Annotated in this window: 25 protein-coding genes; 19 read left to right on the forward strand and 6 right to left on the reverse strand. The window is 64.3% G+C overall.

The window, feature by feature from the left end; all coding sequences use genetic code 11:
• The first annotated feature begins 65 nt into the window (after positions 1-65).
• The 11 genes from miaB to KO538_RS07250 all read left to right on the forward strand — a co-directional run bounded on the left by miaB (position 66) and on the right by KO538_RS07250 (position 11587).
• A complete protein-coding gene (gene miaB, locus KO538_RS07200; protein ID WP_128141956.1) occupies positions 66-1433 on the forward strand; it encodes a tRNA (N6-isopentenyl adenosine(37)-C2)-methylthiotransferase MiaB in 1368 nt (455 codons plus the stop codon).
• On the forward strand, positions 1430-2494 hold the full coding sequence (locus KO538_RS07205; RefSeq protein WP_034746759.1) for a PhoH family protein: 1065 nt from the start codon (positions 1430-1432) through the stop codon (positions 2492-2494). Before miaB ends, KO538_RS07205 begins: the two co-directional genes overlap by 4 nt.
• Positions 2478-2948 carry an rRNA maturation RNase YbeY gene (gene ybeY / locus KO538_RS07210; protein ID WP_219327897.1) on the forward strand — a complete coding sequence of 157 codons (471 nt, stop codon included), beginning with the start codon at positions 2478-2480 and terminating at the stop codon, positions 2946-2948. The genes KO538_RS07205 and ybeY overlap by 17 nt, the downstream gene beginning before the upstream one ends.
• A 104-nt stretch (positions 2949-3052) precedes the next feature.
• Complete coding sequence (locus tag KO538_RS07215; RefSeq protein ID WP_219327898.1) at positions 3053-3475, forward strand: DUF4259 domain-containing protein; 423 nt, start codon at positions 3053-3055, stop codon at positions 3473-3475.
• Positions 3476-3592: 117 nt separating this feature from the next.
• Positions 3593-4471, forward strand: a complete 879-nt coding sequence (locus KO538_RS07220) for an HlyC/CorC family transporter (protein WP_034746750.1) — start codon at positions 3593-3595, stop codon at positions 4469-4471.
• A gap of 16 nt (positions 4472-4487) precedes the next feature.
• Positions 4488-6068 carry an apolipoprotein N-acyltransferase gene (lnt, locus tag KO538_RS07225; protein ID WP_257620211.1) on the forward strand — a complete coding sequence of 527 codons (1581 nt, stop codon included), beginning with the start codon at positions 4488-4490 and terminating at the stop codon, positions 6066-6068.
• A gap of 147 nt (positions 6069-6215) precedes the next feature.
• Positions 6216-7133, forward strand: coding sequence for a glycine--tRNA ligase subunit alpha (gene glyQ / locus KO538_RS07230; protein ID WP_034746745.1), 918 nt, complete (start codon positions 6216-6218; stop codon positions 7131-7133).
• A gap of 39 nt (positions 7134-7172) precedes the next feature.
• Positions 7173-9275, forward strand: a complete 2103-nt coding sequence (gene glyS / locus KO538_RS07235; protein WP_219327899.1) for a glycine--tRNA ligase subunit beta — start codon at positions 7173-7175, stop codon at positions 9273-9275.
• Entirely contained in the window at positions 9275-9862 is a 588-nt protein-coding gene (gene gmhB / locus KO538_RS07240; RefSeq protein ID WP_219327900.1) for a D-glycero-beta-D-manno-heptose 1,7-bisphosphate 7-phosphatase, read from the forward strand. Before glyS ends, gmhB begins: the two co-directional genes overlap by 1 nt.
• A gap of 16 nt (positions 9863-9878) precedes the next feature.
• Positions 9879-10619, forward strand: a complete 741-nt coding sequence (locus KO538_RS07245; RefSeq protein ID WP_034746739.1) for a 1-acyl-sn-glycerol-3-phosphate acyltransferase — start codon at positions 9879-9881, stop codon at positions 10617-10619.
• A 44-nt stretch (positions 10620-10663) separates the two neighbouring features.
• Positions 10664-11587, forward strand: coding sequence for a M48 family metallopeptidase (locus KO538_RS07250; protein WP_070301222.1), 924 nt, complete (start codon positions 10664-10666; stop codon positions 11585-11587).
• A 58-nt stretch (positions 11588-11645) separates the two neighbouring features.
• Here KO538_RS07250 and waaA read toward each other — a convergent pair whose 3' ends face one another.
• The 4 genes from waaA to KO538_RS07270 form a co-directional block, all read right to left on the reverse strand.
• Positions 11646-12920, reverse strand: coding sequence for a lipid IV(A) 3-deoxy-D-manno-octulosonic acid transferase (waaA, locus tag KO538_RS07255; RefSeq protein ID WP_219327901.1), 1275 nt, complete (start codon positions 12918-12920; stop codon positions 11646-11648).
• 18 nt (positions 12921-12938) lie between these two features.
• Positions 12939-13961 carry a lipopolysaccharide heptosyltransferase I gene (waaC, locus tag KO538_RS07260; RefSeq protein ID WP_070301220.1) on the reverse strand — a complete coding sequence of 341 codons (1023 nt, stop codon included), beginning with the start codon at positions 13959-13961 and terminating at the stop codon, positions 12939-12941.
• Between the two features lie 4 nt (positions 13962-13965).
• The gene (locus KO538_RS07265) at positions 13966-15348 is read right to left on the reverse strand and encodes a phosphomannomutase/phosphoglucomutase (RefSeq protein WP_219327902.1); all 1383 of its coding nucleotides are present in this window, start codon (positions 15346-15348) and stop codon (positions 13966-13968) included.
• A 103-nt stretch (positions 15349-15451) separates the two neighbouring features.
• Positions 15452-15760, reverse strand: coding sequence for an H-NS family nucleoid-associated regulatory protein (locus tag KO538_RS07270; RefSeq protein ID WP_070301219.1), 309 nt, complete (start codon positions 15758-15760; stop codon positions 15452-15454).
• Positions 15761-15941: 181 nt separating this feature from the next.
• Here KO538_RS07270 and KO538_RS29325 point away from each other — a divergent pair, with 181 nt between their 5' ends.
• From KO538_RS29325 to KO538_RS07305, 8 genes are all read left to right on the forward strand, one after another.
• Positions 15942-16076: a hypothetical protein gene (locus KO538_RS29325; protein ID WP_257620212.1), complete on the forward strand. Its 135-nt coding sequence runs from the start codon at positions 15942-15944 to the stop codon at positions 16074-16076.
• A 124-nt stretch (positions 16077-16200) separates the two neighbouring features.
• On the forward strand, positions 16201-17040 hold the full coding sequence (locus KO538_RS07275) for a symmetrical bis(5'-nucleosyl)-tetraphosphatase (protein ID WP_219327903.1): 840 nt from the start codon (positions 16201-16203) through the stop codon (positions 17038-17040).
• Between the two features lie 93 nt (positions 17041-17133).
• The gene (locus tag KO538_RS07280; protein ID WP_139090772.1) at positions 17134-18054 is read left to right on the forward strand and encodes an AraC family transcriptional regulator; all 921 of its coding nucleotides are present in this window, start codon (positions 17134-17136) and stop codon (positions 18052-18054) included.
• Positions 18055-18183: 129 nt separating this feature from the next.
• Entirely contained in the window at positions 18184-18738 is a 555-nt protein-coding gene (locus tag KO538_RS07285; RefSeq protein ID WP_219327904.1) for a carboxymuconolactone decarboxylase family protein, read from the forward strand.
• 1 nt (position 18739) lies between these two features.
• Entirely contained in the window at positions 18740-19825 is a 1086-nt protein-coding gene (locus KO538_RS07290) for an acyl-CoA dehydrogenase family protein (RefSeq protein ID WP_219327905.1), read from the forward strand.
• A complete protein-coding gene (locus KO538_RS07295; RefSeq protein ID WP_219327906.1) occupies positions 19822-20616 on the forward strand; it encodes an ABC transporter ATP-binding protein in 795 nt (264 codons plus the stop codon). Before KO538_RS07290 ends, KO538_RS07295 begins: the two co-directional genes overlap by 4 nt.
• Positions 20617-20633: 17 nt before the next feature.
• Positions 20634-21878, forward strand: a complete 1245-nt coding sequence (locus KO538_RS07300) for an ABC transporter substrate-binding protein (RefSeq protein ID WP_034746706.1) — start codon at positions 20634-20636, stop codon at positions 21876-21878.
• 2 nt (positions 21879-21880) lie between these two features.
• Positions 21881-22645, forward strand: coding sequence for an ABC transporter permease (locus KO538_RS07305; protein ID WP_035822080.1), 765 nt, complete (start codon positions 21881-21883; stop codon positions 22643-22645).
• Here the strand turns inward: KO538_RS07305 and KO538_RS07310 are convergent.
• A complete protein-coding gene (locus KO538_RS07310; protein WP_219327907.1) occupies positions 22642-23388 on the reverse strand; it encodes a 1-acyl-sn-glycerol-3-phosphate acyltransferase in 747 nt (248 codons plus the stop codon). The two genes, KO538_RS07305 and KO538_RS07310, sit on opposite strands and share 4 nt — an antisense overlap.
• Before the next feature lie 139 nt (positions 23389-23527).
• The gene (locus KO538_RS07315) at positions 23528-24829 is read right to left on the reverse strand and encodes a dihydroorotase (protein ID WP_034746698.1); all 1302 of its coding nucleotides are present in this window, start codon (positions 24827-24829) and stop codon (positions 23528-23530) included.
• Position 24830 lies beyond the last annotated feature (1 nt).

Here is a 24830-nt window from a genome sequence, read left to right on the forward strand (position 1 = left end):
GCCTGCCCAGCTTATTTTCCGCCACACTTATTTGCAGCCACATTTACCGATAAGCGCCTGACTCCATGCAGAAAAAAGTATTCATTAAAACCTTCGGCTGCCAGATGAACGAGTACGACTCGGACAAGATGGCCGACGTGCTGGGCGCCTCCGATGGCCTGGTGCGCACCGACACGCCGGAAGACGCCGATGTGATCCTGCTCAATACCTGCTCCGTGCGCGAAAAGGCGCAGGAAAAAGTGTTTTCCGACCTGGGCCGGCTGCGCGAGCTGAAACTGGCCAAGCCGCACCTGTTGATCGGCGTGGGCGGTTGCGTGGCGTCGCAGGAAGGCGACGCCATCGTCAAGCGCGCGCCGTATGTCGACATGGTCTTCGGCCCGCAAACCCTGCACCGCCTGCCGCAGATGATCGAATTGCGCCGCGCCAGCGGCGATGCGCAAGTGGACATCAGCTTCCCGGAAATCGAAAAGTTCGACCACATGCCGCCAGCCAAGGTGGAAGGCGCTTCGGCGTTCGTCTCCATCATGGAAGGCTGCAGCAAATACTGCAGCTACTGCGTCGTGCCCTACACGCGCGGCGAGGAAGTGTCGCGCCGCTTCGAGGACGTACTGACGGAAGTGGCGGGCCTGGCCGCCCAGGGCGTCAAGGAAATCACCCTGCTGGGGCAAAACGTGAACGCCTACCGGGGCGCGATGGAAGGCGGCGAGATCGCCGACTTCGCCCTGCTGCTCGAATACGTGGCCGACATTCCCGGCATCGAACGCATGCGCTTCGTCACCAGCCACCCGAAGGAATTCACGCAGCGCCTGATCGACGCCTACGCGAAGATCCCGCAGCTGGTCGACCATTTATATCTGCCGGCGCAGCATGGCTCCGACAAGATCCTCGGCGCCATGAAGCGCGGCTACACGGGCCTCGAATACAAGTCCATCATCCGCCGCATCCGCGCCGTGCGCCCGAACATGGCCATTTCGTCCGACTTCATCGTCGGTTTCCCCGGCGAGACGCAAGCCGACTTCGACGCCATGATGAAGCTGATCGCGGACGTGGGCTTCGACAACAGCTACAGCTTCATCTTCAGCAAGCGCCCCGGCACGCCGGCCGCCAGCCTGGAAGACGACACGCCGCACGAGGTGAAACTGGCCCGCTTGCAGCAGCTGCAGGCGGCCATCGACGCCAACACTCGCAAGTACAGCCTGGCCATGGTAGGCACGGTGCAAACCATCCTCGTCGAAGGCCGTTCCAAAAAGGACACCGATGACAGTGAACTGCAAGGCCGCACCGAGAACAACCGCGTGGTCAACTTCGACGCCGGCCCGGACGCGCTGCAGCTGGTCGGCCAGCTGGTCGACGTGCGCATCACCGAAAGCCATTCCTACACCCTGCGCGGCGAATTGGTCGCCAGCGCCCCCGCATTGAAAAGAGCCAGTTGAAAACCAAAGCCCCGATACAGCCGCATTACTTCATCCCCGAGCCGCTCGATAACACGCGCCTGGCGCACCTGTGCGGACCGCTCGATGAAAACCTGCGCCAGATTTCCGCCGCCCTCGACGTGACGATTTTCCGCCGCGGCGAGAAATTCATCGTCGGCGGCAGCAATGCCGAACGCGCCGTGGAAATCCTCGAGCAGTTCTACGCCATCGCCAACAAGGTCGTGCCGCTCGAAGAAGTGCAGCTGGCCCTGGTGGAACAGCGCGCGGGCCTGTCCGCCGCCTCCGAACACCACGCCAACGCGCCCGCCAGCACCTTTGTCGAACCGGACATCGCCAGCCCCGTGCTGAAAACACGGCGCTCCGACCTGCGCGGGCGCACGCCGCACCAGATCGCCTACCTGCGCGACATCCTCGAACACGACATCAGCTTCGGCGTCGGTCCTGCCGGCACGGGCAAAACCTATCTGGCCGTCGCCTGCGCCGTCGACGCGCTCGAAAGGGACGCCGTCAAGCGCATCATTTTGACGCGCCCCGCCGTCGAAGCGGGCGAGCGTCTGGGCTTCTTGCCGGGCGACCTGGCGCAAAAGGTCGACCCGTATCTGCGTCCCCTGTACGACGCGCTGTACGATTTGCTCGGTTTTGACCGCACGCAGAAGCTGTTCGAGAAACAGGTGATCGAGATCGCCCCGCTGGCCTATATGCGCGGACGCACCTTGAACCACGCCTTCGTCATCCTCGATGAAGCGCAAAACACCACCGTCGAACAGATGAAGATGTTCTTGACGCGCATCGGCTTTGGCAGCAAGGCCGTGGTGACGGGCGACGTGACGCAAGTCGACCTGCACAAGAGCCAGACGAGCGGCTTGATCGACGCAGTGCACGTGTTGAAAGACGTGCGCGGCATCGGCTTCACGCAATTTAACAGCACCGACGTGGTGCGCCATCCGCTCGTCGCACGCATCGTCGACGCCTATGAAACGGCGCAGGCGGCCAATGCCGATGCCGCCCACTTGCCCTCCTTATTGAAACCAGCTGCCGCCAAAAATGTCCGAAAAAAATAAACTGTCCCTGTCCGTGCAATACCCGGACACCCGCTTGGAAGCCCTGATCACGCGCCCGAAAGTGCGCCGCTGGGTCAAGGCGGCCCTGTTCGCGCCAGCCGAATTCACGATCCGCTTCGTCGACGCGGACGAAGGCCGCACCCTGAACCGCGACTACCGCGAAAAGGACTACGCCACCAACGTGCTGACGTTCGCCTACAACGAAGGCGAAGAACTGGGCGACGACGAGCCGACGCGCGCCGACATCATCCTGTGCACGGACGTGCTGGAAAAGGAAGCGGCGGAACAAAAGAAAAGCGTGGAAGAGCACACGGCCCATTTGATCGTCCACGGCGTGCTGCATGCGCAAGGCTACGACCACATGGATGACGAGGAAGCCACCGAGATGGAAGGCCTGGAAACGGACATCCTCGCCAAGCTGGGGATTGCCGATCCCTACGCGGACCAAAAATAAACCGCGTAGGTCGGGGTAGGTCGGGTTAGGCGGCACGCCGTAACCCGACAACACCCCACATGCCACAATAGCACCATCAACCACACACGCAACAAGGACACACTATGGGCACTTGGGCCACCGACGCCTTCGGCAACGACTACGCCATGGATTGGGCGCAGGACTTGCACGAATATAAAACCCTGGAACTGGTCGAGACGACGCTCGACAACGTCATCGACAGCCAGGAAGCGGAGCTGGAAGCGCCGTTCGCCGCCGAAGCGCTGGCCGCGCTGGACGTGATCGCGCGCCTCCTGGGCAAGCCGGGAGAAAACGACCCGGCCACCGCGGAAGTGGACGAATGGGTGGCCGCCTGCAAGAAGAAGGTGACGCCACCGCTGCTGGAAAAAGCGCGCCTGACCTTCGAGCGCATCACGGCCGAATCGTCGGAACTGCGCCAGCTGTGGCAAGACAGCGAGCATTTCGCCGACTGGCAGGCCGACGTGGCGGCCTTGCGCGCGCGCGTGCTGGGCCCGGAAGCGGCGTAAAACATCGCGCAACGGCGCACTTCAACGTATTAAATTTACATCAAAAGCGGGGAAATCCGGTATGGCCCCACTTTTGGTGTATCCTATATCCCTTCGCAACAACGGCTCACGCCTCCTATGCCCGAGCACCCTAGTGGCGTCAGAACTGACGTCAAGCCCCACCGGTCACTGTTTGAACGCCTGACCGCACTCATTTCCCCCGAGCCAGAGAACCGTGCAGAATTGCTCGAAGTTCTACACGATGCGCATGAACGCAAGCTGATCGACGCCGACGCCCTGTCGATGATCGAAGGCGTGTTCCAGGTATCGGATCTCTGCGCGCGCGACATCATGATTCCCCGTTCGCAAATGGATGTCATCGACATCAGCAAGCCGATCGAGGAGTGGATGCCGGAAGTCCTGTCGACCGCCCACTCGCGCTTCCCCGCGATCGAAGGCGAACGCGACAAGGTCATCGGCATCCTGCTGGCGAAAGACTTGCTGCGTTATTACGCAGAAGAGACTTTCGACGTGCGCGACATGCTGCGCCCCGCCATCTTCATCCCCGAATCGAAACGCCTGAATGTGCTGCTGCGCGATTTCCGCGCCAACCACAATCACATGGCCATCGTCGTCGATGAATACAGCGGCGTCGCCGGCCTGATCACCATCGAAGACGTGCTGGAACAGATCGTCGGCGACATCGAGGATGAATACGACTTCGACGAAGCCGAGGACAATATCCTCTCGCTCAAGGAAGGCCAGTTCGGCCCCCGCTGGCGTGTCAAGGCGCTGACCGAAATCGAACAGTTCAACGAAGAAGTGGGCAGCCATCTGGTCGACGACGACGTCGACACCATCGGCGGCCTCGTGTCGAAGTACCTGGGCCGCATGGCGCACAAGGGCGATATTTTCGACCTCGGTAATCTGCGCTTCGAGGTACTGCGCGCCGATGCGCGCCAGGTGCACGTGCTGCTCGTCGAGCGCCTGCCCAACGTGCCGGAACTGGAACTCTGACATGCGCGTGCTGTAAATGCGTTTCAGACGCGTCGATCCCAACGCCCCCGCCAAACCGCCCCGCAGCACGTGGGCGCGCATGCTGACTGCCGCCATCGCCGGCGCCGTCGCGGTGCTGGCGTTCGCCCCTTTCGGCTACTGGCCGCTGCAAATCCTCAGCCTGGGCGTGCTGTTCTACCAGGTGCTGCGCGCATCGAACGTCAAGGCCGGCGCGCTGATCGGCTGGGCCTACGGCTTCGGCTGGTGCGCGGCCGGCACGCACTGGCTGTATATCTCCATGCACCGCTATGGCGATATGGCCGCACCGATCGCCGCCATCGCCGTGGCCTTGCTGGCCCTCCTGATGGCCATTTACGTGGCCCTGGCCATGGGCGCGGCCGCCTGGCTGCGCCAGCGCTGGGTGCTGTCCCTGCCCGCCATGACCTTGCTGATATTGCCCGCCACGTGGACCCTGTTCGAATGGACGCGCGGCTGGCTGTTTACGGGTTTCCCGTGGCTGGCCACCGGCTACGCCCACAATACCAGCCCGCTGGGCGGCTTTGCCCCCATCATCGGCTCGTATGGCCTGGGCTGGCTGGCGGCGCTGTCCGCCGGCGCCCTGCTCTTGCTGACGCACCGCACGCGCTGGTTTGCGCTGGGCGGCGTCATCGCGCTGTACGCGGCCGGCATCGGCTTGCAGTACGTGGCGTGGACCCACCCTGTCGGACGCCCGATCACCGTGCGCCTGCTGCAAGGGAACGTGCCGCAGCAGCAGAAATTCGACCCCGGCTTCGTGCTGGGCGCCCTGCAGATGTACCAGAGCGCCATCACCAGCGCGCCGGCCGACCTGATCGCCACACCGGAAACGGCCGTCACCGTGCTGCCGCACCAGCTGCCGCCAGGCTATCTAGATAGCCTGGGCACCTATGCACAGCAGACGGGCAGCACGATTTTGGTCGGCATGCCCGTGCTCGACGAGCAGCAGCGCTTCTACAATGCGGCCGTAGGCATCACGCCCAACGGCACGCCGGGACCGTACTACCAGTACCGCAAGCACCATCTGGTGCCGTTCGGCGAATTCGTGCCGCCCGGCCTGCACTGGTTTGTCGCCATGATGGCCATCCCGCTGGGCGACATGGGCCGCGGCGCGGAAGTACAAGCGCCTTTGCCCGTGCGCGACCAGCTGGTGCTGCCGAATATCTGCTACGAAGACTTGTTTGGCGAGGAAATCGCCGGCCAGCTGGCCAGCGCCCACCGCCATGGCAAGCAGTCGGCGTCCGTGCTGCTCAATATCTCGAACCTGGCCTGGTTTGGCGACTCGATCGCCATCCCGCAGCATCTGCAGATTTCGCAGATGCGCAGCCTGGAAACGGGCCGCCCGATGCTGCGCTCGACGAACACGGGCGCCACCGCAGTCATCGACGGCAAGGGCGTCGTGCAAAGCCTGCTGCCGCCGGAACAGCAAGCCACGCTGGCGGCCAAGGTGCAAGGCATGGGCGGCATGACGCCATACATTCTGTACGGCAATAAACTGGTGCTGGCCCTGGCCGCGCTGGCCCTGCTGACAGCCTTCCTGCTGTCGCGCGCCGCCCGCCGTGGCCGCGCCGCGCAGCAATAAGCGGCCGATATTGCCCGAAGAGTCACAGTGGGCCCGTAAAAACCGCTAAAATTAGCAAAACCCCGGCCCGGACGCGCTGCCAAGCATGCGTCCGGGCTTCAAGCAAACCTTAACAAAGCGCAGCCTCCCGCGCGGCGAACTCATACGATGCTCACATTTCAACAAATTATCCTGACCTTGCAAACCTATTGGGACAAGCAAGGTTGCGCCCTGCTCCAGCCTTACGACATGGAAGTCGGCGCCGGCACTTTCCACACCGGCACCTTCCTGCGCGCGATCGGCCCGGAACCTTGGCGCGCCGCGTATGTGCAGCCGTCGCGCCGCCCGAAAGATGGCCGCTATGGCGAAAACCCGAACCGCATGCAGCATTATTACCAGTACCAGGTGGTGTTGAAGCCGGCGCCGGAAAACATCCTCGACCTGTATCTGGGTTCGCTGGCCGCGCTGGGCCTGGACTTGAAGCAGAATGACGTGCGCTTCGTCGAAGACGACTGGGAAAGCCCGACCCTGGGCGCCTGGGGCCTGGGCTGGGAAGTCTGGCTGAACGGCATGGAAGTGACCCAATTTACCTACTTCCAACAAGTGGGCGGCCTCGATTGCAAGCCCGTGCTGGGCGAAATCACCTACGGCATCGAACGCCTGGCCATGTATCTGCAAGGCGTGGAAAACGTGTATGACCTGGTATGGACGGAGTGGGAAGAGAACGGCACTACGAAAAAACTGACCTACGGCGACGTCTTCCACCAGAACGAAGTGGAGCAATCGACCTACAACTTCGAGCACGCGAATACGGACCTGCTGTTCGAACAGTTCGGCAACTACGAAGCGGAAGCGAAGCGTTTGATCGAGCTGCAACTGACCCTGCCCGCCTACGAGAAAATCATGAAAGCGTCGCACAGCTTCAACATGTTAGATGCGCGTGGCGCCATCTCGGTGACGGAACGCGCCGCCTACATCGGCCGCGTGCGCACCCTGTCGCGCCTGGTGGCGCAAGCGTATTACGACTCGCGCGAACGCCTCGGTTTCCCGATGCTGCCCGCCGCAGACCAACCCGCCGCCGCTTGATCGCCTAGCTCATACACCGCCGTACCAGACAAGAACACCATGAACCAAACACTGCTCATCGAACTGCTGACCGAAGAACTGCCGCCGAAAGCGCTGGCCAAACTGGGCGCCGCCTTCACGGCCGGCATCGTCAACGGCCTGAAAGCGCGCGACTTCCTCGAAGCCGACAGCGTCGCCACCAGCTACGCCTCGCCGCGCCGCCTGGCCGTCTCCATCACCAACGTGCGCGAAGTCTCGCCCGACAAATCGATCCGCGAAAAAGTCCTGCCCGTCTCCGTGGCGCTGGACGCGAACGGCAACGGCACGCCGCCGCTGGCCAAGAAACTGGCCGCGCTGGGCTTCCCCGACCTGACGGTGGCCGAGCTGGAACGCGCCGCCGACGGCAAGGCTGAAAGCTTCTTCTACACGTACACGGCGCCAGGCAGCCAGCTCGCCGCCGGCGCGCAAGCTGCGTTGACCGAATCGGCCGCCAAGCTGCCGATTCCAAAACTGATGAGCTATCAGCGCCCGGACGGCACCACCGTGCAATTCGTGCGCCCTGCCCACAGCCTGATCGCCCTGCACGGCATCAATATCCTGCCGCTGACCCTGCTGGGCTTGACGGCCGGCCGCACCACCCTGGGCCACCGCTTCCTGACCGACGGCGAACCGATCGCCATCGCGCACGCGGAAAACTACGCGCCATCGCTGATCCTCAACGCCAGCGTCATCGCCAGCAACGAAGAACGCAAGGAACGCATCCGCGCCCAGCTGCTGGACAAGGCCGGCGCCGACCAGGTGCTGATGCCCGAAGCGCTGCTCGACGAAGTCACCGCCCTGGTCGAATGGCCGGTCGTGTATGAATGCCACTTCGAGGAAGAATTCCTGGCCGTGCCGCAGGAATGCCTGATCCTCACCATGCAGACGAACCAGAAGTATTTCGCGCTGACCGACAGCGAAGGCAAGCTGCGCTCGCGCTTCCTGATCGTCTCGAACATCGAGACGGACACGCCCGAGCACATCATCGGCGGCAACGAGCGCGTCGTGCGTCCGCGCCTGTCCGACGCCAAGTTCTTCTTCGAGCAGGACAAGAAGAAAACCCTGGCATCGCGCCTGCCACTGCTGGCCAACGTCGTCTACCACAACAAGCTGGGTACGCAAGCAGCACGCACAGAGCGCGTCAAGTCGCTGGCTGGCGCCATCGCCGCCAAATTGGACTACGACGTGGCACTGGCCGAACGGGGCGCCCTGCTGGCCAAGGCCGATCTGCTGACCGACATGGTGGGCGAATTCCCCGAACTGCAAGGCATCATGGGCACGTACTACGCGCGCCATGACGGCGAGCCGGAAGAAGTGGCCTTGGCCGCCTCCGAACACTACCAGCCGCGCTTTGCCGGCGACGCCCTGCCGTCCACCGCCACCGGCACCGCCGTGGCCCTGGCCGACAAGCTGGAAACCCTGGTCGGCATCTGGGCCATCGGCCTGGCGCCGACGGGCGACAAGGACCCGTTCGCGCTGCGCCGCCATGCGCTGGGCGTGCTGCGCATGCTGCTGGAAAAACGCTTGCCATTGTCGATCCAGGGCTTGCTGGCGGATGCGGCAGCGCAGTTCGCAGCGGTGCCCGGCTTCAAGGACCCGGTCGCGGACGTCACCACCTTCATGCTGGACCGCCTGCGCGGCATCCTGCGCGAGCGCGGCTTCTCGCCGAATGAAATCGAAGCCGTCGTGGCACAGAATCCGGACCGCCTGGACGACATCGTGCAGCGCCTGGAAGCCGTGCAGGCGTTTGCCGCACTGCCGGAAAGCGCCTCGCTGGCAGCTGCCAACAAGCGCATCACGAACATCCTGAAAAAGAACGAGGAAGCCGTCAGCCAGGTTGCCGCCGGCGGCGTCAACGTGGCGCTGCTGCAGGACGAAGCGGAGAAAAAACTGGCCTCCGCCGTCTCGCGCGTGCAGCCGGAAGTCGACGCGGCCTTTGCCAAGGGCGACTTCACCAGCACCCTGCAAACGCTGGCGCAGCTGCGCGACGACGTCGATGGCTTCTTCAACGACGTGATGGTGATGGCCGAGGATGTCGCCCTGCGCAACAACCGCCTGGCCTTGCTCTCGTCTTTGCACGGCATGATGAACCGCGTGGCCGATATTTCCAAGCTGGCGGCATAATGGGTACTCCGGCGCTGAAACTGATTATTCTCGACCGCGACGGCGTCATTAATCATGACTCGCCGGACTTCATCAAGTCGCCGGCCGAATGGCTGCCGATCCCCGGCTCGCTCGAAGCGATCGCCCGCCTGAACCAGGCTGGCTATCGCGTGGTGATCGCCTCGAACCAGTCGGGCATCGCGCGCGAATACTTCGACATGACGGTGCTGAACGCGATCCACCAGAAGATGCACACGCTGGCGCAGCAGGTGGGCGCCGATATCGACGCTATCTTCTTTTGCCCGCACGCGGGCGCGGACAATTGCGACTGCCGCAAACCGAAACCGGGCATGTTCCATGAAATCTCGCAGCGCTACAACACCAGCCTGAAAGGCGTGCCCACGGTCGGCGATTCGCTGCGCGACCTGCAGGCCGGTTTCATCAGCGGCTGCCTGCCCTACCTGGTATTGACGGGCAAGGGCGAAAAAACCAACGAGACGGGTGGCCTGCCGCCTGGCACCCAGGTCTTCCCCGACCTGGCGGCCGTGGTCAGCCACCTGCTCAAGGCGCCAGCGGCACCGGCGCCCACCGTGGCATTCAGTATCTAATTTTCGGAGAACCGCATTGCGTAATATTTCCCTGTTCCTGCGATCACTGCTGTTCATGATCATCATGATCGTGGCCACCATCGTCTGGGCCTGCGTGTGCTTTTTTGCCGCGCCATTGAGCTACAACAAGCGCTATTGGGTCACCTCGCGCTGGAACGTGTTTATCCTGTGGTGCGCCAAGGTCATTTGCGGCATCCGCTATGAAGTCAAGGGCGCCGAGAACTTCCCCGACGCGCCGGCCATCGTGCTGTCGAAGCACCAGTCGGCATGGGAAACCATCTTTTTGCTTCCCAGCCTGCCACGTCCGCTCGTGTATGTGTTCAAGAAGGAGATTTTGTACATCCCCTTCTTCGGCTGGGCCATGGCGCTGCTGCGCATGATCCCCATCGACCGCAAGCAGGGCAAGCATGCGTTCAAGAGCGTCGTCGCGCATGGCAAGCGCCGGCTGGCCGATGGCCAATGGATTATCATGTTCCCTGAAGGGACCCGCATTCCCGTGGGCCAGGCGGGCAAGTACAAGAGCGGCGGCACGCGTCTGGCCATTGCCACGGGTGCCGTGGTGGTGCCGATTGCGCACAATTCAGGCGAGTGCTGGCCCAAGCAGTCATTCCTCAAACGCCCGGGACTGATCACCGTCTCGATAGGCAAACCGATTTCGCCGGAAGGGCAAACCCCGGACAGCATGATGCAACAGGTGGAAAATTGGATAGAATCAGAAATGCGCGTCATTTCGCCTCACGCCTACAACGCTGGCTAGACGGCATCAGCGCGGTCATTCAGGAGCCGACACTGCGCCAGCAGATGAAGACCATCAAGGTCGGCGACCAGCAACTGGATTTGTTCGCGCATGACGTCTCGACCAGCACGCCCCCGGCGGTGCGCCCCACGGCACCGCCAGCGCCGCCCGTGGCGCCACCGGTAGTGGCGCCCGCGCCGCCCATCGTTCGTCCTGCCCCGCCTCCCCTGCCTTCTCCGCCACGCACCGCCGATGGCCCGCCATTGCGCCAGCTGCAGCTGGGCAGCCACCTCGTCGAATTCGCCCTGCGCCGCTCCACACGCCGTTCCATCGGCTTCATGATCGACGATAACGGCTTGCGCGTCACGGCACCCAAGCGCGTCACCCTGGCCGAAATCGACAACGCCATCCGCGCCAAGCAAGGCTGGATCGTCTCGAAGCTGCTGGAACGGGGCGAGCGCAAGGTGCAGCGCCAGCAGCGCCCGCCCGTGGCCTGGGTCGATGGCGCCGTGCTGCCCTACCTCGGTGGCGAGATCACCTTGCGATTGCACCAGGCGCCGCGCCACCGCGCCAGCTTCCAGCGCGAGACGAATGAGCTGCACGTATGGGTCACGCCCACGGGCAGCGAGCAGCAATTGAAGGAAAAAGTGAAAGGCTGGTTCCAGCACGAAGCGCGCCAGCTGTTCGAGGCGCGCCTGGACGTCTATGCGGACAAGCTGGGCGTGCGCTACGATTCGCTGTCGCTATCGTCGGCCGGCACGCGTTGGGGCAGCTGCACCATCGAGCGCAAGATCCGCCTGAACTGGCGTTTGATCCACTTCGCCCTGCCGCTGATCGACTACGTGGTGGCGCACGAGCTGTCGCACCTGCTGGAAATGAACCACAGCCCCCGCTTCTGGGCCACTGTGGAATCGATTTATCCCGATTATGACGGCGCCAAGCAGGCGCTCAGAAAGCGCTCGCAGGAGTTGCCTGTGCTGTTCACGTAGGCGCTTGTCGGATTACGCTCTACGAGCTAATCCGACGCCATTGTTGGCCGCGCGCCCATCACGGCAGCAAAGGCTTGATGGCCGCGATGGTACGCGGCGTGGCCCCCCGGTGCTGGTTGGCAAACGCCAGCGCTTTTTCTCCCATCAACGATAAACGCGACGGATCCTGCAGCAAGGCCGACGCCTGCGCCATCAGTGCATCGGCGTCCGCCACCAGCGCGGCGCCGCCGGACGTAATCGCCTGCTCGGTGACCAGCGCGAAATTGAAGGTGTGGGGACCGATCAGCACGGGCTTGCCCAGCGCCGCCGGCTCGATCAGGTTTTGCCCGCCCAGCGGCAGCAGGCTGCCACCGACGAAGGCGCAATCGCAGGCCGCGTAATACGCAAACATCTCGCCCATCGAATCGCCCAGCAGCACTTGCGTGTCGGCAGCAACGGCATCGTCCCGCGCCAGGCCGGACCTGCGCTGCACTGTCAGGCCCTGCGCCGCGATCAATTTTTCCACCTCGTCGAAGCGCTGCGGATGGCGCGGCACGATCAGCAGCAGCGCATGCGCGGGCAGGCCCGAGCGGATATACGCATCGAGGATCAGCTGCTCTTCCCCTTCGCGCGTGCTGGCGCACAGCAGCACGGGACGCTGGCCGATGGCTGCGCGCAGCGCCGCCCCCGTCGCCAGGGCAGCCTCGGGCACAACGACGTCGAACTTGATGCTGCCCGTGACGACGACGTCCCGCACGCCCAGCTGGCGCACGCGATCGGCGTCGTCCTGCGTCTGCGCCGCCACCAGGGTGATGCCGCGCGCCGCGTCGGCAATGAGTTTGCCCAGTCGCTGCGCCTTGCCCAGCGAGCGCTGCGACAGGCGCGCATTGGCCAGCACCACGGGCACTTTGTAGCGATTGCATTGGTGGATCAGATTCGGCCACACTTCCGTCTCCATCAGGATGCAGATGCGCGGCGCGAAATGGCGGATGAAACGGGCCGGCATGGCGCCCGTGTCGTAGGGCAGATAGCTTTGCACGAGGCGCGCGCCGTGTTTGGCGAACAGGGATTTACCCGTGGCGCGCCCCGTCGGCGTCATGTGTGTGAGGACGATGCGGCACGCGGGCCAGGCGGCCAGCAGCGCATCGATCAGCGGCTCGGCCGCGCGCGTCTCGCCGACGGAGACGGCGTGCAGCCAGATGGTGTTTGTAGCAGACGCCGGCTGGCGCCCGTAAAAGCCCAGGCGCTCGCCCCAGTGCTGGCGGTAGCCGGGTTCCTGGCGTCCGCGCAGCCACAGCCGCGCCAGCACCAGGGGCAAGGCCAGCCACCAGGCGAGGGTATAAAGAAGTCGCATGTTTATTGAATGTTAAAGTCAGGCGGGAGGATAGTCTGCCAGCAGGCGCCGTGCCGCGGCCAGCACGTCCGGCACGCCGGGCGGCGCGCCCTTGTCGCCCAGGTTGATGATTTTCGGCGACCAGTTGCCTTCCGTTTTCCACAGCGGCGAATCGGCATAGATTTCCACCGTCGGGCGCACGAAGGCGGCCGCAATGTGCGTCAGGCCCGTGTCGACGCCGACCACCAGCGCCGCATGGCGCGCCAGCAGGGTGGCGTCGCCCATCGATAGTTTCGGCAGCAGGCGCGCGTTCGGCAGGCCGGCCGCCAGCACTTCCGCTTCCGCCTTTTCCTTGGGCGAACCCCAGGGCAGCAAAATCGGCATCGGTGCCAGTGCCTGGCCCAGGGCGATCCAGTTTTCCGGTGCCCATTTCTTGGCGTCGCGCGCCGTGCCGTGGAAATACACGCAGTAGGGCGCTTCGCCCATCCAGTCCGGGCGCGGCTCGCTACGCGACACTTCCGGCAAGCCGAAATCGGCCGGCGTGTCGACCGTGTAGCCGAGCGCCGCGGCGGCCACCAGGCGGCCGCGCGCTACCGCATGTGTGCGCGGGTCGAGCGGAATGCTTTTCGTGTGAAAAATGCGCGAGATGCCTTCGTAGCCCGAGCCTTCGCTGCCATTGGCCAGACCGACCTTCTGTCCGCCCGGCGCCAGGCGCGCGGCGCCCATGATGATGCCCGTCTTGAGCAAGCCCTGGGTATCGAACACATAATCGTAGTGCGTCTGGCGCAGGCTGCGGAAGAAGGCGGCGATTTCCGCGCGCGTCTCTTTCTTGCCCAGGCTCTTGCGCCAGCGCCGCAGCGCGAACGGGAAGATGGTATTCACACGCGGGTTCAGGCGCACCAGGCTGGTGTAGCCCTCTTCGACCACCCAATCGATGGTCGCGTTCGGGAAATGGCGGGCGATGTCCGCCACCATCGGCAGGTTATGCAGCACATCGCCCAGCGAAGACACCCGCACCAGCAGGAGTTTCAAGGGCGCCTGTGCGCCAGGTTGACCGGCCATGCTGTCAGAACGGCAGGACGGCGTCAGGCTTGGCGGCCAGGATCACGCTCTTGAACTGGCCCTGGATGCGCGCCAGCGCTGCCGGCGTTTCCGCTTCGAAGCGCATGACGATCACCGGCGTGGTGTTCGACGAACGGGCCAGGCCGAAGCCGTCCGCGTATTCCACGCGCAAGCCGTCGATGGTGATGATCTGTTCATTGCCGGGGAAGACGGCGTCGCGGCGCAGCATGTCCATCAGCGCGACGTTCTCGCCTTCCTTCAGTTCCAGGTGCAGTTCCGGCGTGCTGTCGGACTGCGGCAGGGAGTTCAGCAAGCTCGAGGGATCCGCTTCGCGCGTGAGGATTTCCAGCAGGCGCGCGGCCGAATACAGGCCGTCGTCGAAACCGTACCAGCGGTCCTTGAAGAAGATATGGCCGCTCATTTCGCCGCCCAGCGGTGCACCCGTTTCGCGCAGCTTGGCTTTTACCAGCGAGTGGCCCGTCTTGTACATCAGCGGCACGCCGCCATGCTTGCTGATCCACGGCGCCAGGTGGCGCGTGCATTTGACGTCGTACAAAATCTGCGCGCCAGGGTGGCGGGTCAGCACGTCGGCGGCGAACAGCATCATCTGGCGGTCAGGGTAGATGATCTGGCCATCCTTGGTGACCACGCCCAGGCGATCGCCGTCGCCGTCGAAGGCGATGCCGATTTCCGCATCCGTCTCGGCCAGGCAGCGGATCAGGTCTTGCAGGTTTTCCGGATGCGCCGGGTCCGGATGGTGGTTCGGGAAATTGCCATCGACTTCGCAGAACAGTTCGATGACTTCGCAGCCCATGCCGCGGAACAGGTCGCCCGCGAATGCGCCGGCCACGCCATTGCCGCAATCGACGGCGATCTTGATCGGGCGCGCCAGCTTGACGTCGCCCAGAATGCGCTCGAGGTAGGCGGCGCGGATATCGTGCGTGGCATAGCTACCCGGCGTGGCGCTGGCGCTGCCGTCGTGCGCGACGATGCTGTGGTACAGCGCCTGGATCGCTTCGCCGTGGATCGCTTCGCCGGCCAGCACCATCTTGAAGCCGTTGTAGTCGGGTGGATTGTGGCTGCCCGTGACCATGATGCCGGAGCGCGTATCGAGCACATTCGTGCCGAAGTAGACCATCGGCGTGGCCACCACGCCCAGGTCGATCACGTCGACGCCTGCCGCTTGCAAGCCCTGCGCCAGCGCCGCCGTCAATTCCGGTCCCGACAAACGGCCATCGCGGCCGATCACGACCCGCTGCTCGCCCTTGGCCAGGGCGGCCTGGCCAAATGCCTGGCCGATCTTGTGCGCCACGCTGGCATCGAGGGTTTTAGCGATGATGCCGCGAATATCGTAGGCCTTGAAGATCGTTCTGGACAATGGAAGCATGGTGTGGGCGGTATAAGTAAGGGGCGAATAAGGAATAAATAGGGAGCCTGGCAAGGTGCAGCGTACGGCTGCCAGCTTGCTACTGCGCCAAGAGTATACCGAATTATACGCGCAGCAGATCGATCGACTTGCCCGACTCCACCCACTGCCTGACCCACAGCGGCTGGCGGCCGCGGCCTGTCCATTGTTCAGCGGTATTGTCAGGATGGCGATAACGTACCGCGACTTTGCCCGTGCGCGGGTGCAAACCATCGAGTATCAGCTGTTTCAGCGGAATGCCCGCCTGCTGCGCGATGGCCATGATCTGTTCGCGCGCCTTGTTCAAGTCTTCGCGCTCGCGGCTGTTCAATTCCTGTTTGACATTATCTTCCAGTTTGCGCAATTCCAGCATCGTCATCGTAGACAGATCCATTCGTACATCCTTTATATTAATTTAAATAATAAAATCACCTGGAATATACTACATTGCATAAACATTTGCGCACCATTGCATAATCCGTCGTCAATTGAATCACGGCTCCCGGTTTATTTAGCGGCCCAACATTAAGATTAAATGAAGAATATAACGGAAGCGCGCATGGAGGTGAATAAACATGAATGAAATGGCATTCCGGCATGCCGGCAAGGCTGGCGTGGCGCGGCGATTCATTCCGGCAGCCGTGCCGGCGGATTATGAGCAGTATATGACCGCAGGGAATGCGGCCAAATCAAATCCCCATCCGGCATAATCGGCACCGGCTTTTTTCTTCCCGCCCGCCATGCGCGCAATCAGTCATCTGCCGGCAATGTCCCAACATCAAAGGGCAGGCATGCTTATAATGCAGGCGCGTAGTCCACTTCACCCCGGCACATATGAAAACTTATTTTATCGGCGATCTGCAAGGCTGCCATGACCAAACCGTCGCACTGATCGAACGGATCCAAACGGCGGCGGATGGCCCGTACCGCCTGCTGTTCGCGGGCGACTTGATCAATCGTGGCCCCGCCTCGCTGGCCACCTTGCGCCACATTCATGCGCTGGCGCGGCAGGGCCTGGCCGACAGCGTCCTGGGCAACCATGACTTGCACCTGCTGGCCGTGGCCAACGGCATCCGGCCCGAGCATGCGTCCGACACCCTCGCCGAAATCCTTGATGCGCCCGACCGCGACGAGTTGATCGACTGGCTGCGCCAGCGGCCACTGGCACTGGAACACGACGGCCATGTGCTCGTGCATGCGGGTTTGCTGCCGCAATGGAGCGCGGCCCAGGCCCTGTCCCTGAGCGGGGAAGTGTCCAGCATGCTGCGCAGCGATGATTGGGTGGCGTTCCTGCGCACCATGTACGGCAACGAGCCGGCCGCCTGGCGCGACGACCTGCAGGGAGCCGACCGGCTGCGCTGCATCGTCAACGCCATGACGCGGCTGCGCTTTTGCACGCCGGACGGCGTGATGGACTTCAAGATGAAGGAAAGCGGCAGCCCGCCGCCAGGTTCCGGCCTATTGCCCTGGTTCGACGTGCCGGACCGGCGCAGCGCCGGCGACACCATCGTCTTCGGCCACTGGTCGGCGCTGGGACTGCAATTGCGTCCGCACCTGATCGGCCTCGACAGCGGCTGCGTGTGGGGCGGAAAACTGTCGGCCGTGTGCCTGGAAGACCGCTCGCTGCTGCAGGTCGACTGCCCCACGTACCAGCAGCACAGCGGCAAACGCTAAGTGGCAAGCGCGGCGCGCATATGCTTAATCGAAATCGGTCGTTGGCCTTGCCGCGCCTGGCCCGTATGATGGAGCTTTTGCCTTTGCCATCCCATGCACCCTGATACCGACAGACTGGCGCGCTGGCTGCTCGGCAGCCTGGAACTCGATACCGCCGTCCTGCATGTGGGCCAGTACTGCGGCCGCTGGCGCGCCTCCACGGCGGGCCGGGAACTGGGCAGCTTTCACCTGGTGCTCGATGGCCACTGCTATCTTCACCTCGATGGCGCGGCGCCGATCGCGCTCGGCCCGCGCGACGGCGTCTTCCTGCTGCGCGACTTGCCGCATTTTCTCAGCCCCCACAGCGACCCGCTGCAGGCGGTCAGCGCGCAAGCGATGCTGCCGCTGCAAACGCCCACGGAGCAGCCGGCGACGGCGCTGGCTTGCGGCTTCTTTCAATTTCGCGGCGCCCTCTCCGCGCTGATCGTCGACTCGTTTCCGCCGTATCTGCTGATACGCGGCGACGCGCCCGCCTTCAGCGCCGCCGCCGCGCTGTTCGACCTGATCCTGGCGGAGGCCGGCGGCGATCCGGAGCAGCCGTCGCCGCTGATCGCGCGCCTGGTCGAGCTGCTGTTCTTTTACCTGATCCGCCACGTGGCGCAGGGCGAGCAAGTGGCGGCCGGCTTGCTGTCGCTGCTGCACCAGCCCGCATTTTCGCCACTGCTCGAACGCATGCTCGACGCGCCCGCCGACGACTGGTCGATCGAGAACATGGCCAAGGCGGCGTGCATGTCGCGCGCCAGCTTCTGCAAGCATTTCGCCAGCGCCAGCGGCCACTCGCCGGCCCAGTTCCTGCTCCTGCTGCGCATGAAGATCGCCGCGCGCCGGCTGCACGACGGCGTTTCCGTCGAACGCGCGGCCGAACTGGTGGGCTACCGCTCGCACGCCGCCTTTACGCGCGCCTTCAAACGGGTCACGGGCGAGCAGCCGGGCGCCTACCGGCGCGACCAGAGATTGCGGCAGCTGGCCAGCTAAGCGCCTGCCGAAATCAAGGATCGCACAATCGCAGACGAACGAGCACAAAAGGACGACGCTGACGTCTGTTGCGTGCACGGCATGGCCGATATAATGGCCGGGTGACTTACTAACTTAGCAAGGTACCCCATGTCCCGTCTGACGCTGCACACTCTCGATACCGCCCCGGCCGATAGCCGCCCCTTCGTGGAAAAGGCCATCGCCAACAATGGCTTCCTGCCCAACCTGATCGGCGTTCTGGCCAATGCCCCGCTGGCACTGGAAACCTATCTGACCGTCTCCGGCATCAATGCGCGCGCCAGCCTGACGTTAATGGAACGCGAAGTGGTGCAGATCACGGCCGCGCGCATCCATGGCTGCGATTTCTGCATCGCCGGCCATAGCGCCATCTCGCTGAAAAAAGCGGGCCAGACGCCCGACACGGTACGCGCCCTGCAGCACGGCCAGCCGACGAACGACGCCAAGCTGGACGCCATCGCCGCCTTCGCCACGGCAGTCATCGCCACGCGCGGCGCCGTCAGCGACGTGGAATATCAAGCCTTCCTGGCCGCCGGCTACAACGAGCAGCAGGCGCTGGAAGTCGTGCTGGGCATCAGCCTGGCCACCCTGTGCAATTTCTCCAACAGCCTGGCCGGCACGCCCGTCAATCCGCAATTGACGCCCTACCTGCCTGGCGCCGTCTGACATGGCGAACCTCACTCACTGGCTGCACATGCATGCCGACCAGCTCGACCAATCGCCGGAGCTGGCTGAAACCGTATTACCGGCCCTCGCTGGCGACAAGCTGCTGGCTATCGGCGTGCCGCAAGAACACGGCGGCGCGGGCGGCGGCGTGCGCGACGCCATCGACGCCATCGCCAAAGTGGCCGAGCAATCGGTGACGGCGGCCTTTGTCTTCTGGGGCCAGCGCTGCTTTATCGAATTCCTGCTGCAAAGCGAAAACCGCGCGCTGGCCGAACGCCGCCTGCCCGCCCTGCTGGCCGGCACGCAGGCAGGCGCCAGCGGTTTGTCGAACGCCATGAAATTCTTGTCCGGCATCGAGCAGCTGCAAATCACGGGCGCGCGCCACGATGACGGCTTGCTCGTCGACGGCGGCCTGGCGTGGGTGACGAACTTGCGCAAGGCGGGCTTTGTCGCGGCGGCAGCAGTGGCGCCGGACGACGGCGCGCCACCCGTCATCATCGCCTTCGACAGCGGCACGGCGGGTGTCAAGCGCAGCGACGACCTGGACCTGATCGCCCTGCGCGGCAGCAATACGGCCTCCGTCAAGCTGGCGCAGGTGCACATCCCCGCCGCGGACATCATCAGCGACAATGCGCCAGCCTGGCTGCCGCAGGTGCGCCCGGCTTTTCTGGGCATGCAGTGCGGCCTGTCGATCGGCCTGACGCGCGCCAGCCTGGCCAAAGCGGCGCAGATTTCCGCCGGTTCGCGCAACCAGCTCACGCCACGCATCGAAGCGCTGCAAGCGACTCTGGAGGCAGCTGTCGCCACCCTGCTGGCCGGCGTGCACGATGGCCGCTTCAAGACGCAGGCACCAGCCATGTTCCGCCTGCGCATACAGCTGGCCGATGTGCTGCAGCAGGCCCTGATGCTGGAACTGCAAGCGATGGGCGGACGCGCCTACCTGAACGCCGAACAGCATGGCTTTGCCCGCCGCTGGCGCGAATCGTCGTTCATCCCCATCGTCACCCCCAGCCTGACGCAATTGCAGGCGGCCTTGCAGCTGTTCGACAGCCAGCAGGCGGCCAAGGCGGCGGGAGCGCAGGCATGAGCGTTGCCGATTGGGCCTTGCAGGCGCAGGATCTGAGCTTCTCGTATGCTGGCGCCGCGCCCGTGTTCCAGCACGTCTCGCTCGGTGTGCGCAAGCGCGAAATCGTCTGCCTGCTGGGCGGCAGCGGCTGCGGCAAATCGAGCCTGCTGCGCGTGCTGGCCGGCTTGCAGCCGCCATCCACGGGCGAGATTCAGTTCCTCGACGCTCCCATGCGCGAACCGGACCCGCGCAGCGCCCTCGTCTTCCAGCAGGCCAGCCTCTTGCCTTGGCTGAACGTCACGGGCAATGCCGGCTTCGGCCTGGACTTCAAGCACCAGCCCAAGCTCACGCGCGAGGCGCACCAGGCGCGCGTGGCGCAAGCCATCGAAGCGGTGGGCTTGAAGGGCCGCGAAAAGCTGTATCCGTCCGCCCTGTCGGGCGGCATGGCGCAGCGCGTGGCCTTAGCCCGTGCGCTGGCGCGCGAGCCGGAACTGCTGTTCGCCGACGAACCGTTTTCCGCGCTCGACGCCATCACGCGCGCCGAGATGCAGTCGCTGCTGGTCGACGTGGTGCACCGCTGGCACACGGCCGTGCTGCTCGTCACGCACGATATCGACGAAGCGATCCTCGTGGCCGACCGCATCTTGCTGATGGGCGGCAAGCCGGGCAACATCGTGCGCGAATGGCCCGTCTCCATCAGCCAGCCACGCATCGGCCACAGCGCCGACGTCATCGCCCTCAAGATGGACATCCTCGACGCCCTGCAGGCGCTGCAAAAGCAGGATCAAGCGCCCGCCTTTGCTCCCAATTAATCGACCGGAACATTCCCATGACATTCGAAGACCACAACAAACCCCTGCACATCTGCGCCTCGTCCGATTGCGACTGCGGCCTGACGCGGCGCGACTTCCTGCGCATGTCGGCACTGGCCACGGCCAGCGTTGCTTCGCCCCTGCTGTTCGCCGGCGACGCCATGGCCCAGCAGGGCCCGAAAGGCGACGACCAGCCCGTGAAAATCGGCTACCTGCCCATCACCGACGCCACCCCGCTGCTCGTCGCCCACGCCCGCAAGCTGTTTGAAGCGGAAGGCTTGCAGGCGGAAACGCCGCGCTTGTTCCGCAGCTGGGCGCAGATCATCGAAGCCTTCGTCGCCGGCCAGGTCAACGTGATTCACCTGCTGTCGCCGGCCACCCTGTGGGTGCGCTACGGCGCCAAGTTCCCCGCAAAGGTCGTCGCCTGGAACCACGTCAACGGGTCCGCGCTGACGGTGGCCAACGAGATCAACAAGGTTTCCGACCTGGGCGGACGCACGGTCGCGATCCCGTTCTGGTACTCGATCCACAACATCCTGCTGCAGCAGATTCTGTCCTCGAATGGCTTGACGCCGGTCACGCGCGCGCGCAACGCGGCCATCAAGCCGAATGAAGTCAACCTGATCGTGCTGGCGCCGGCCGAAATGGTCTCGGCCCTGGCCAGCAAGTCGATCGCCGGCTACATCGTGGCCGAACCGTTCAATGCGGCGGCGGAAAACGCCGGCATCGGCAAGATCCTGCGCTTCTCTGGCGACGTGTGGAAGAACCACGCGTGCTGCGTCACCTTCCTGTCCGAGCGCGACATCAACACGCGTCCGGAATGGGCGCAAAAGGTCACCAATGCCATCGTCAAGGCGCAGCTGTGGACGCGCACGAACCAAGTCGACACGGCCAAGCTGCTGTCGAACGTGGGCGAGCACCGCTACACGCCGCATCCGCTGCAGGTGCTGACCAAGGTGCTGGCCACCACCGATTACGCCGGCTACGAAAAGCAGGGCCTGATCGTGCACAAGAACTGGCAGCAGCGCCGCATCGACTTCCAGCCGTATCCGTTTGCCTCGTACACGGAAGAACTGGTGCGCGCCATCGGCCGTACCAAGGTCGAAGGCGATACGCGCTTCCTGGCCAACCTCGATCCGAAGTTCGCCGCGCGCGACCTGGTCGATGACCGCTTCGTGCGCAAGGCCATCACGGCGGTCGGCGGCCCTGCCGCCTTCGGCTTGCCGGCCAACCTGCTGCGCAGCGAAACCGTGGCGGTCTGACAATGGCGAGCAAGTTGTTCACGAAGTTCGGCCTGCCCCTCGTGGGGCTGGCCTGTGCCTTGCTGCTGTGGTCGATGGGCGTGACGGCGCTGGAGAAATCCACGCCCATCGCCACCGCTTTTGCGCCCTTGCCCACGGCGCTGGCGTTCCAGGAGATGGTGGGCGGCGCGGATATCTGGCTGCACGTGGTCCTGAGCCTGCAACGGGTGGCCGTGGGCCTGGGACTGGCCATCGTCATCGGCGTGCCGCTCGGTGTGCTGGTGGCCATGTCGAAGAGCTTTTCCGGCGCGGCCATGCCGCTGTTCCAGCTGCTGCGCATGATTTCGCCGCTGTCGTGGATGCCGATTGCCGTGATGGTGCTCGGCGTCGGTGATGCGCCCGTATACTTCCTGCTGGCGTTTGCGGCCGTCTGGCCGATTTTGCTCAATACGGCGGCCGGCGTGGCACGGCTCGATCCGAACTGGCTGCTGCTGGCGCGCAGCCTGTCGGCCACGCGCAGCGAAATCGTCTTCAAAGTGATTTTGCCGGGCATCACGGCCGATATTCTGACGGGCGTGCGCCTGGCCATCGGCATCATCTGGATCGTGCTGGTGCCGGCGGAAATGCTGGGTGTATCGGCGGGCCTCGGCTACTTCATCCTTGATACGCGCGACCGCCTCGCGTATTCGGAGCTGATGGCCGCCATCGTGCTGATCGGGATTTTAGGCTTTATCCTCGACTATCTGGCCCGCGCCGCGCATGCGCGCTGGCTGCATGTGAAGAATTAAGCGGCCGTCTCCAGCGGCAGCGTAGCGGCCACGGCCGCCTGCGTTGCCGCCGCCAGTTCGCGGCGGTGCGCGTCCAGCGTCGCCACTGGCGCCAGGCAGGTCAGGCGCGCCGTGATGGGCGGGCCGCTCAAGATCGCCACCATGCTTTGCGCAAAGCTCATGTCGCCGATGAAATCGACGGCGTGATGCAAGGCCCCCTTGTCATCCACATACACGAGCGCAAACGGCTGCACCGGCACTTGCGCGTCGATGGCAGCCTCGAACAGATTGGCGTGGAACGGCAGGATCTGCCCTTGCGCGGCGGTCGTCCCTTCTGGGAAGAACGCGATGCGCTCGCCCGCCGTCAATTTATCCACCAGACCCTGGAAGATCAAGCGCAGATCGCGCTTGCTGCCCCGCGAAATGAAGATGGTGCCTGCGCGTCCCGCCAGCCAGCCGAGGATCGGCCAGGCGCGGATTTCCGCCTTGGCGACGAAACGGCACGGGTGGACGGCATTGATGACGAAGATGTCGAGCCACGAAACGTGGTTCGCCACCACCATCGCATGGTCGAGGGCCGGCACGCTGTCGGCCGGCTGCGCCACGTGCACGCCGCAAATGTCGAGCAGCTGCGTCGACCAGCGGCGGATGCGCCGGTTGCGTCCCTCCAGGTCCAGCCAGGGAAAGAGCACGGCGCTCTTGGCCATGCCGCAGCCCAGGTGAATGGCAATGCGCGCGAGGCGGTAGGTAAGCAGAAGTTTCAAATGACACCAGATAAAGAAGCAAACCCACAGCAAATTCTGGGGTCAGACCCGGCGGGGGAATCCGCCCCAATGGGGCGAATTCCGCTCCTGAAAGGACTGACCCGGGCAGTATGCTGGAGTTTCACTCCAGTACAAAAAATTAACGCTGAAACGCCACCTGTCCGGCAACGATGGTCGCCTTGACGATGCCGCTCAACTCATAGCCGAGGAAAGGCGTGTGCTTGCCCTGGCTGGCCAGCGATGCCGACGACACGGTCCAGCGCGCGGCGGGATCGAAGACGCAGATGTCGGCCGCTTCGCCCACGGCCAGGCTGCCGGCCGGGATGCCGGCGACACGGGCCGCGTCGGACGTGACCTTGGCCACGGCGCGCGCCAGCGGACGTGCACCCGCTTGCGGCTGCTCCAGTGCGTAGTCGTCGGCCCATTTCAGGGCCAGCGACAGCAGCAGTTCCAGGCCCGTGGCGCCGGGCGACGCTTCGCCGAACGGCAGCAGTTTTTCATCGTCATCGACGGGCGTATGGTCCGAGCACATGGCGTCAACCGTGCCATCGAACAGGCCGGCGCGGATCGCATCGCGGTCGCGCTGGCTGCGGAACGGCGGCGTGACCCTGGCGTTCGGATCGAAAAAGCCGATGTCGGCGTCCGTCAGGTGCACATGGTGCACGCCCACGTCGCAGGTGACGGGAAGACCTTCGGCTTTGGCCGCGCGGATCAGTTCCAGGCCCGCCGCCGACGAGATGCGGCACAGGTGCACGCGCGCGCGGCTGGCGCGCATCAGTTCGAAAATCGTGTGCAGGGCGATGGTTTCGGACATCACGGGCACGCCGGACAAGCCCAGGCGCGACGCCAGCGGGCCGCTGTGGGCGATGCCGCCACGGCCGATGTGCGGGTCTTGCGGGCGCAGCCAGACCGTGTAGCCGAAGGTGTTCGCGTACTGCATGGCGCGCAGCAGCACGGTCGTGTCTTCGATCGGCTCCTCCGCCTGCGCGAAGCCGATGCAGCCCGCTTCCGTCAGTTCCGCCATTTCCGTCAGCGACTTGCCCTTCAAGCCCATGGTCAGTGCGCCCAGCGGATGCACGTGGGCCTTGTTCTGCGTCTTGGCGCGGTATTTCAGCATCTCCACCAGGCCCGGCTCGTCCAGCACGGGATCGGTGTCGGGCGGGCAGACCAGGCTCGTGACGCCGCCTTGCAGCGCCGCCTGCAGTTCCGATTCCAGGGTCGCCTTGTATTCGTAGCCCGGCTCGCGCAGGCGCGCGGACAGGTCGACCAGGCCGGGGGAAACCACCAGGCCGGCCGCGTCGAACGTCGTGTCGGCCTTGAAGCCGGCCGGGGCGCTGCCCACGGCCAGCACCTTGCCATCGGCGATAAACAGGTCTTGCAAGCCATCGATGCCGTTGGCAGGGTCGATCAGGTGGCCGTTCTTGATATGTAGTGTCGTCATG

It is taken from the genome of Janthinobacterium sp. NKUCC08_JDC, assembly GCF_019345575.1.
In the GTDB taxonomy this organism is placed as follows: Bacteria; Pseudomonadota; Gammaproteobacteria; order Burkholderiales; family Burkholderiaceae_D; genus Janthinobacterium; species Janthinobacterium aestuarii.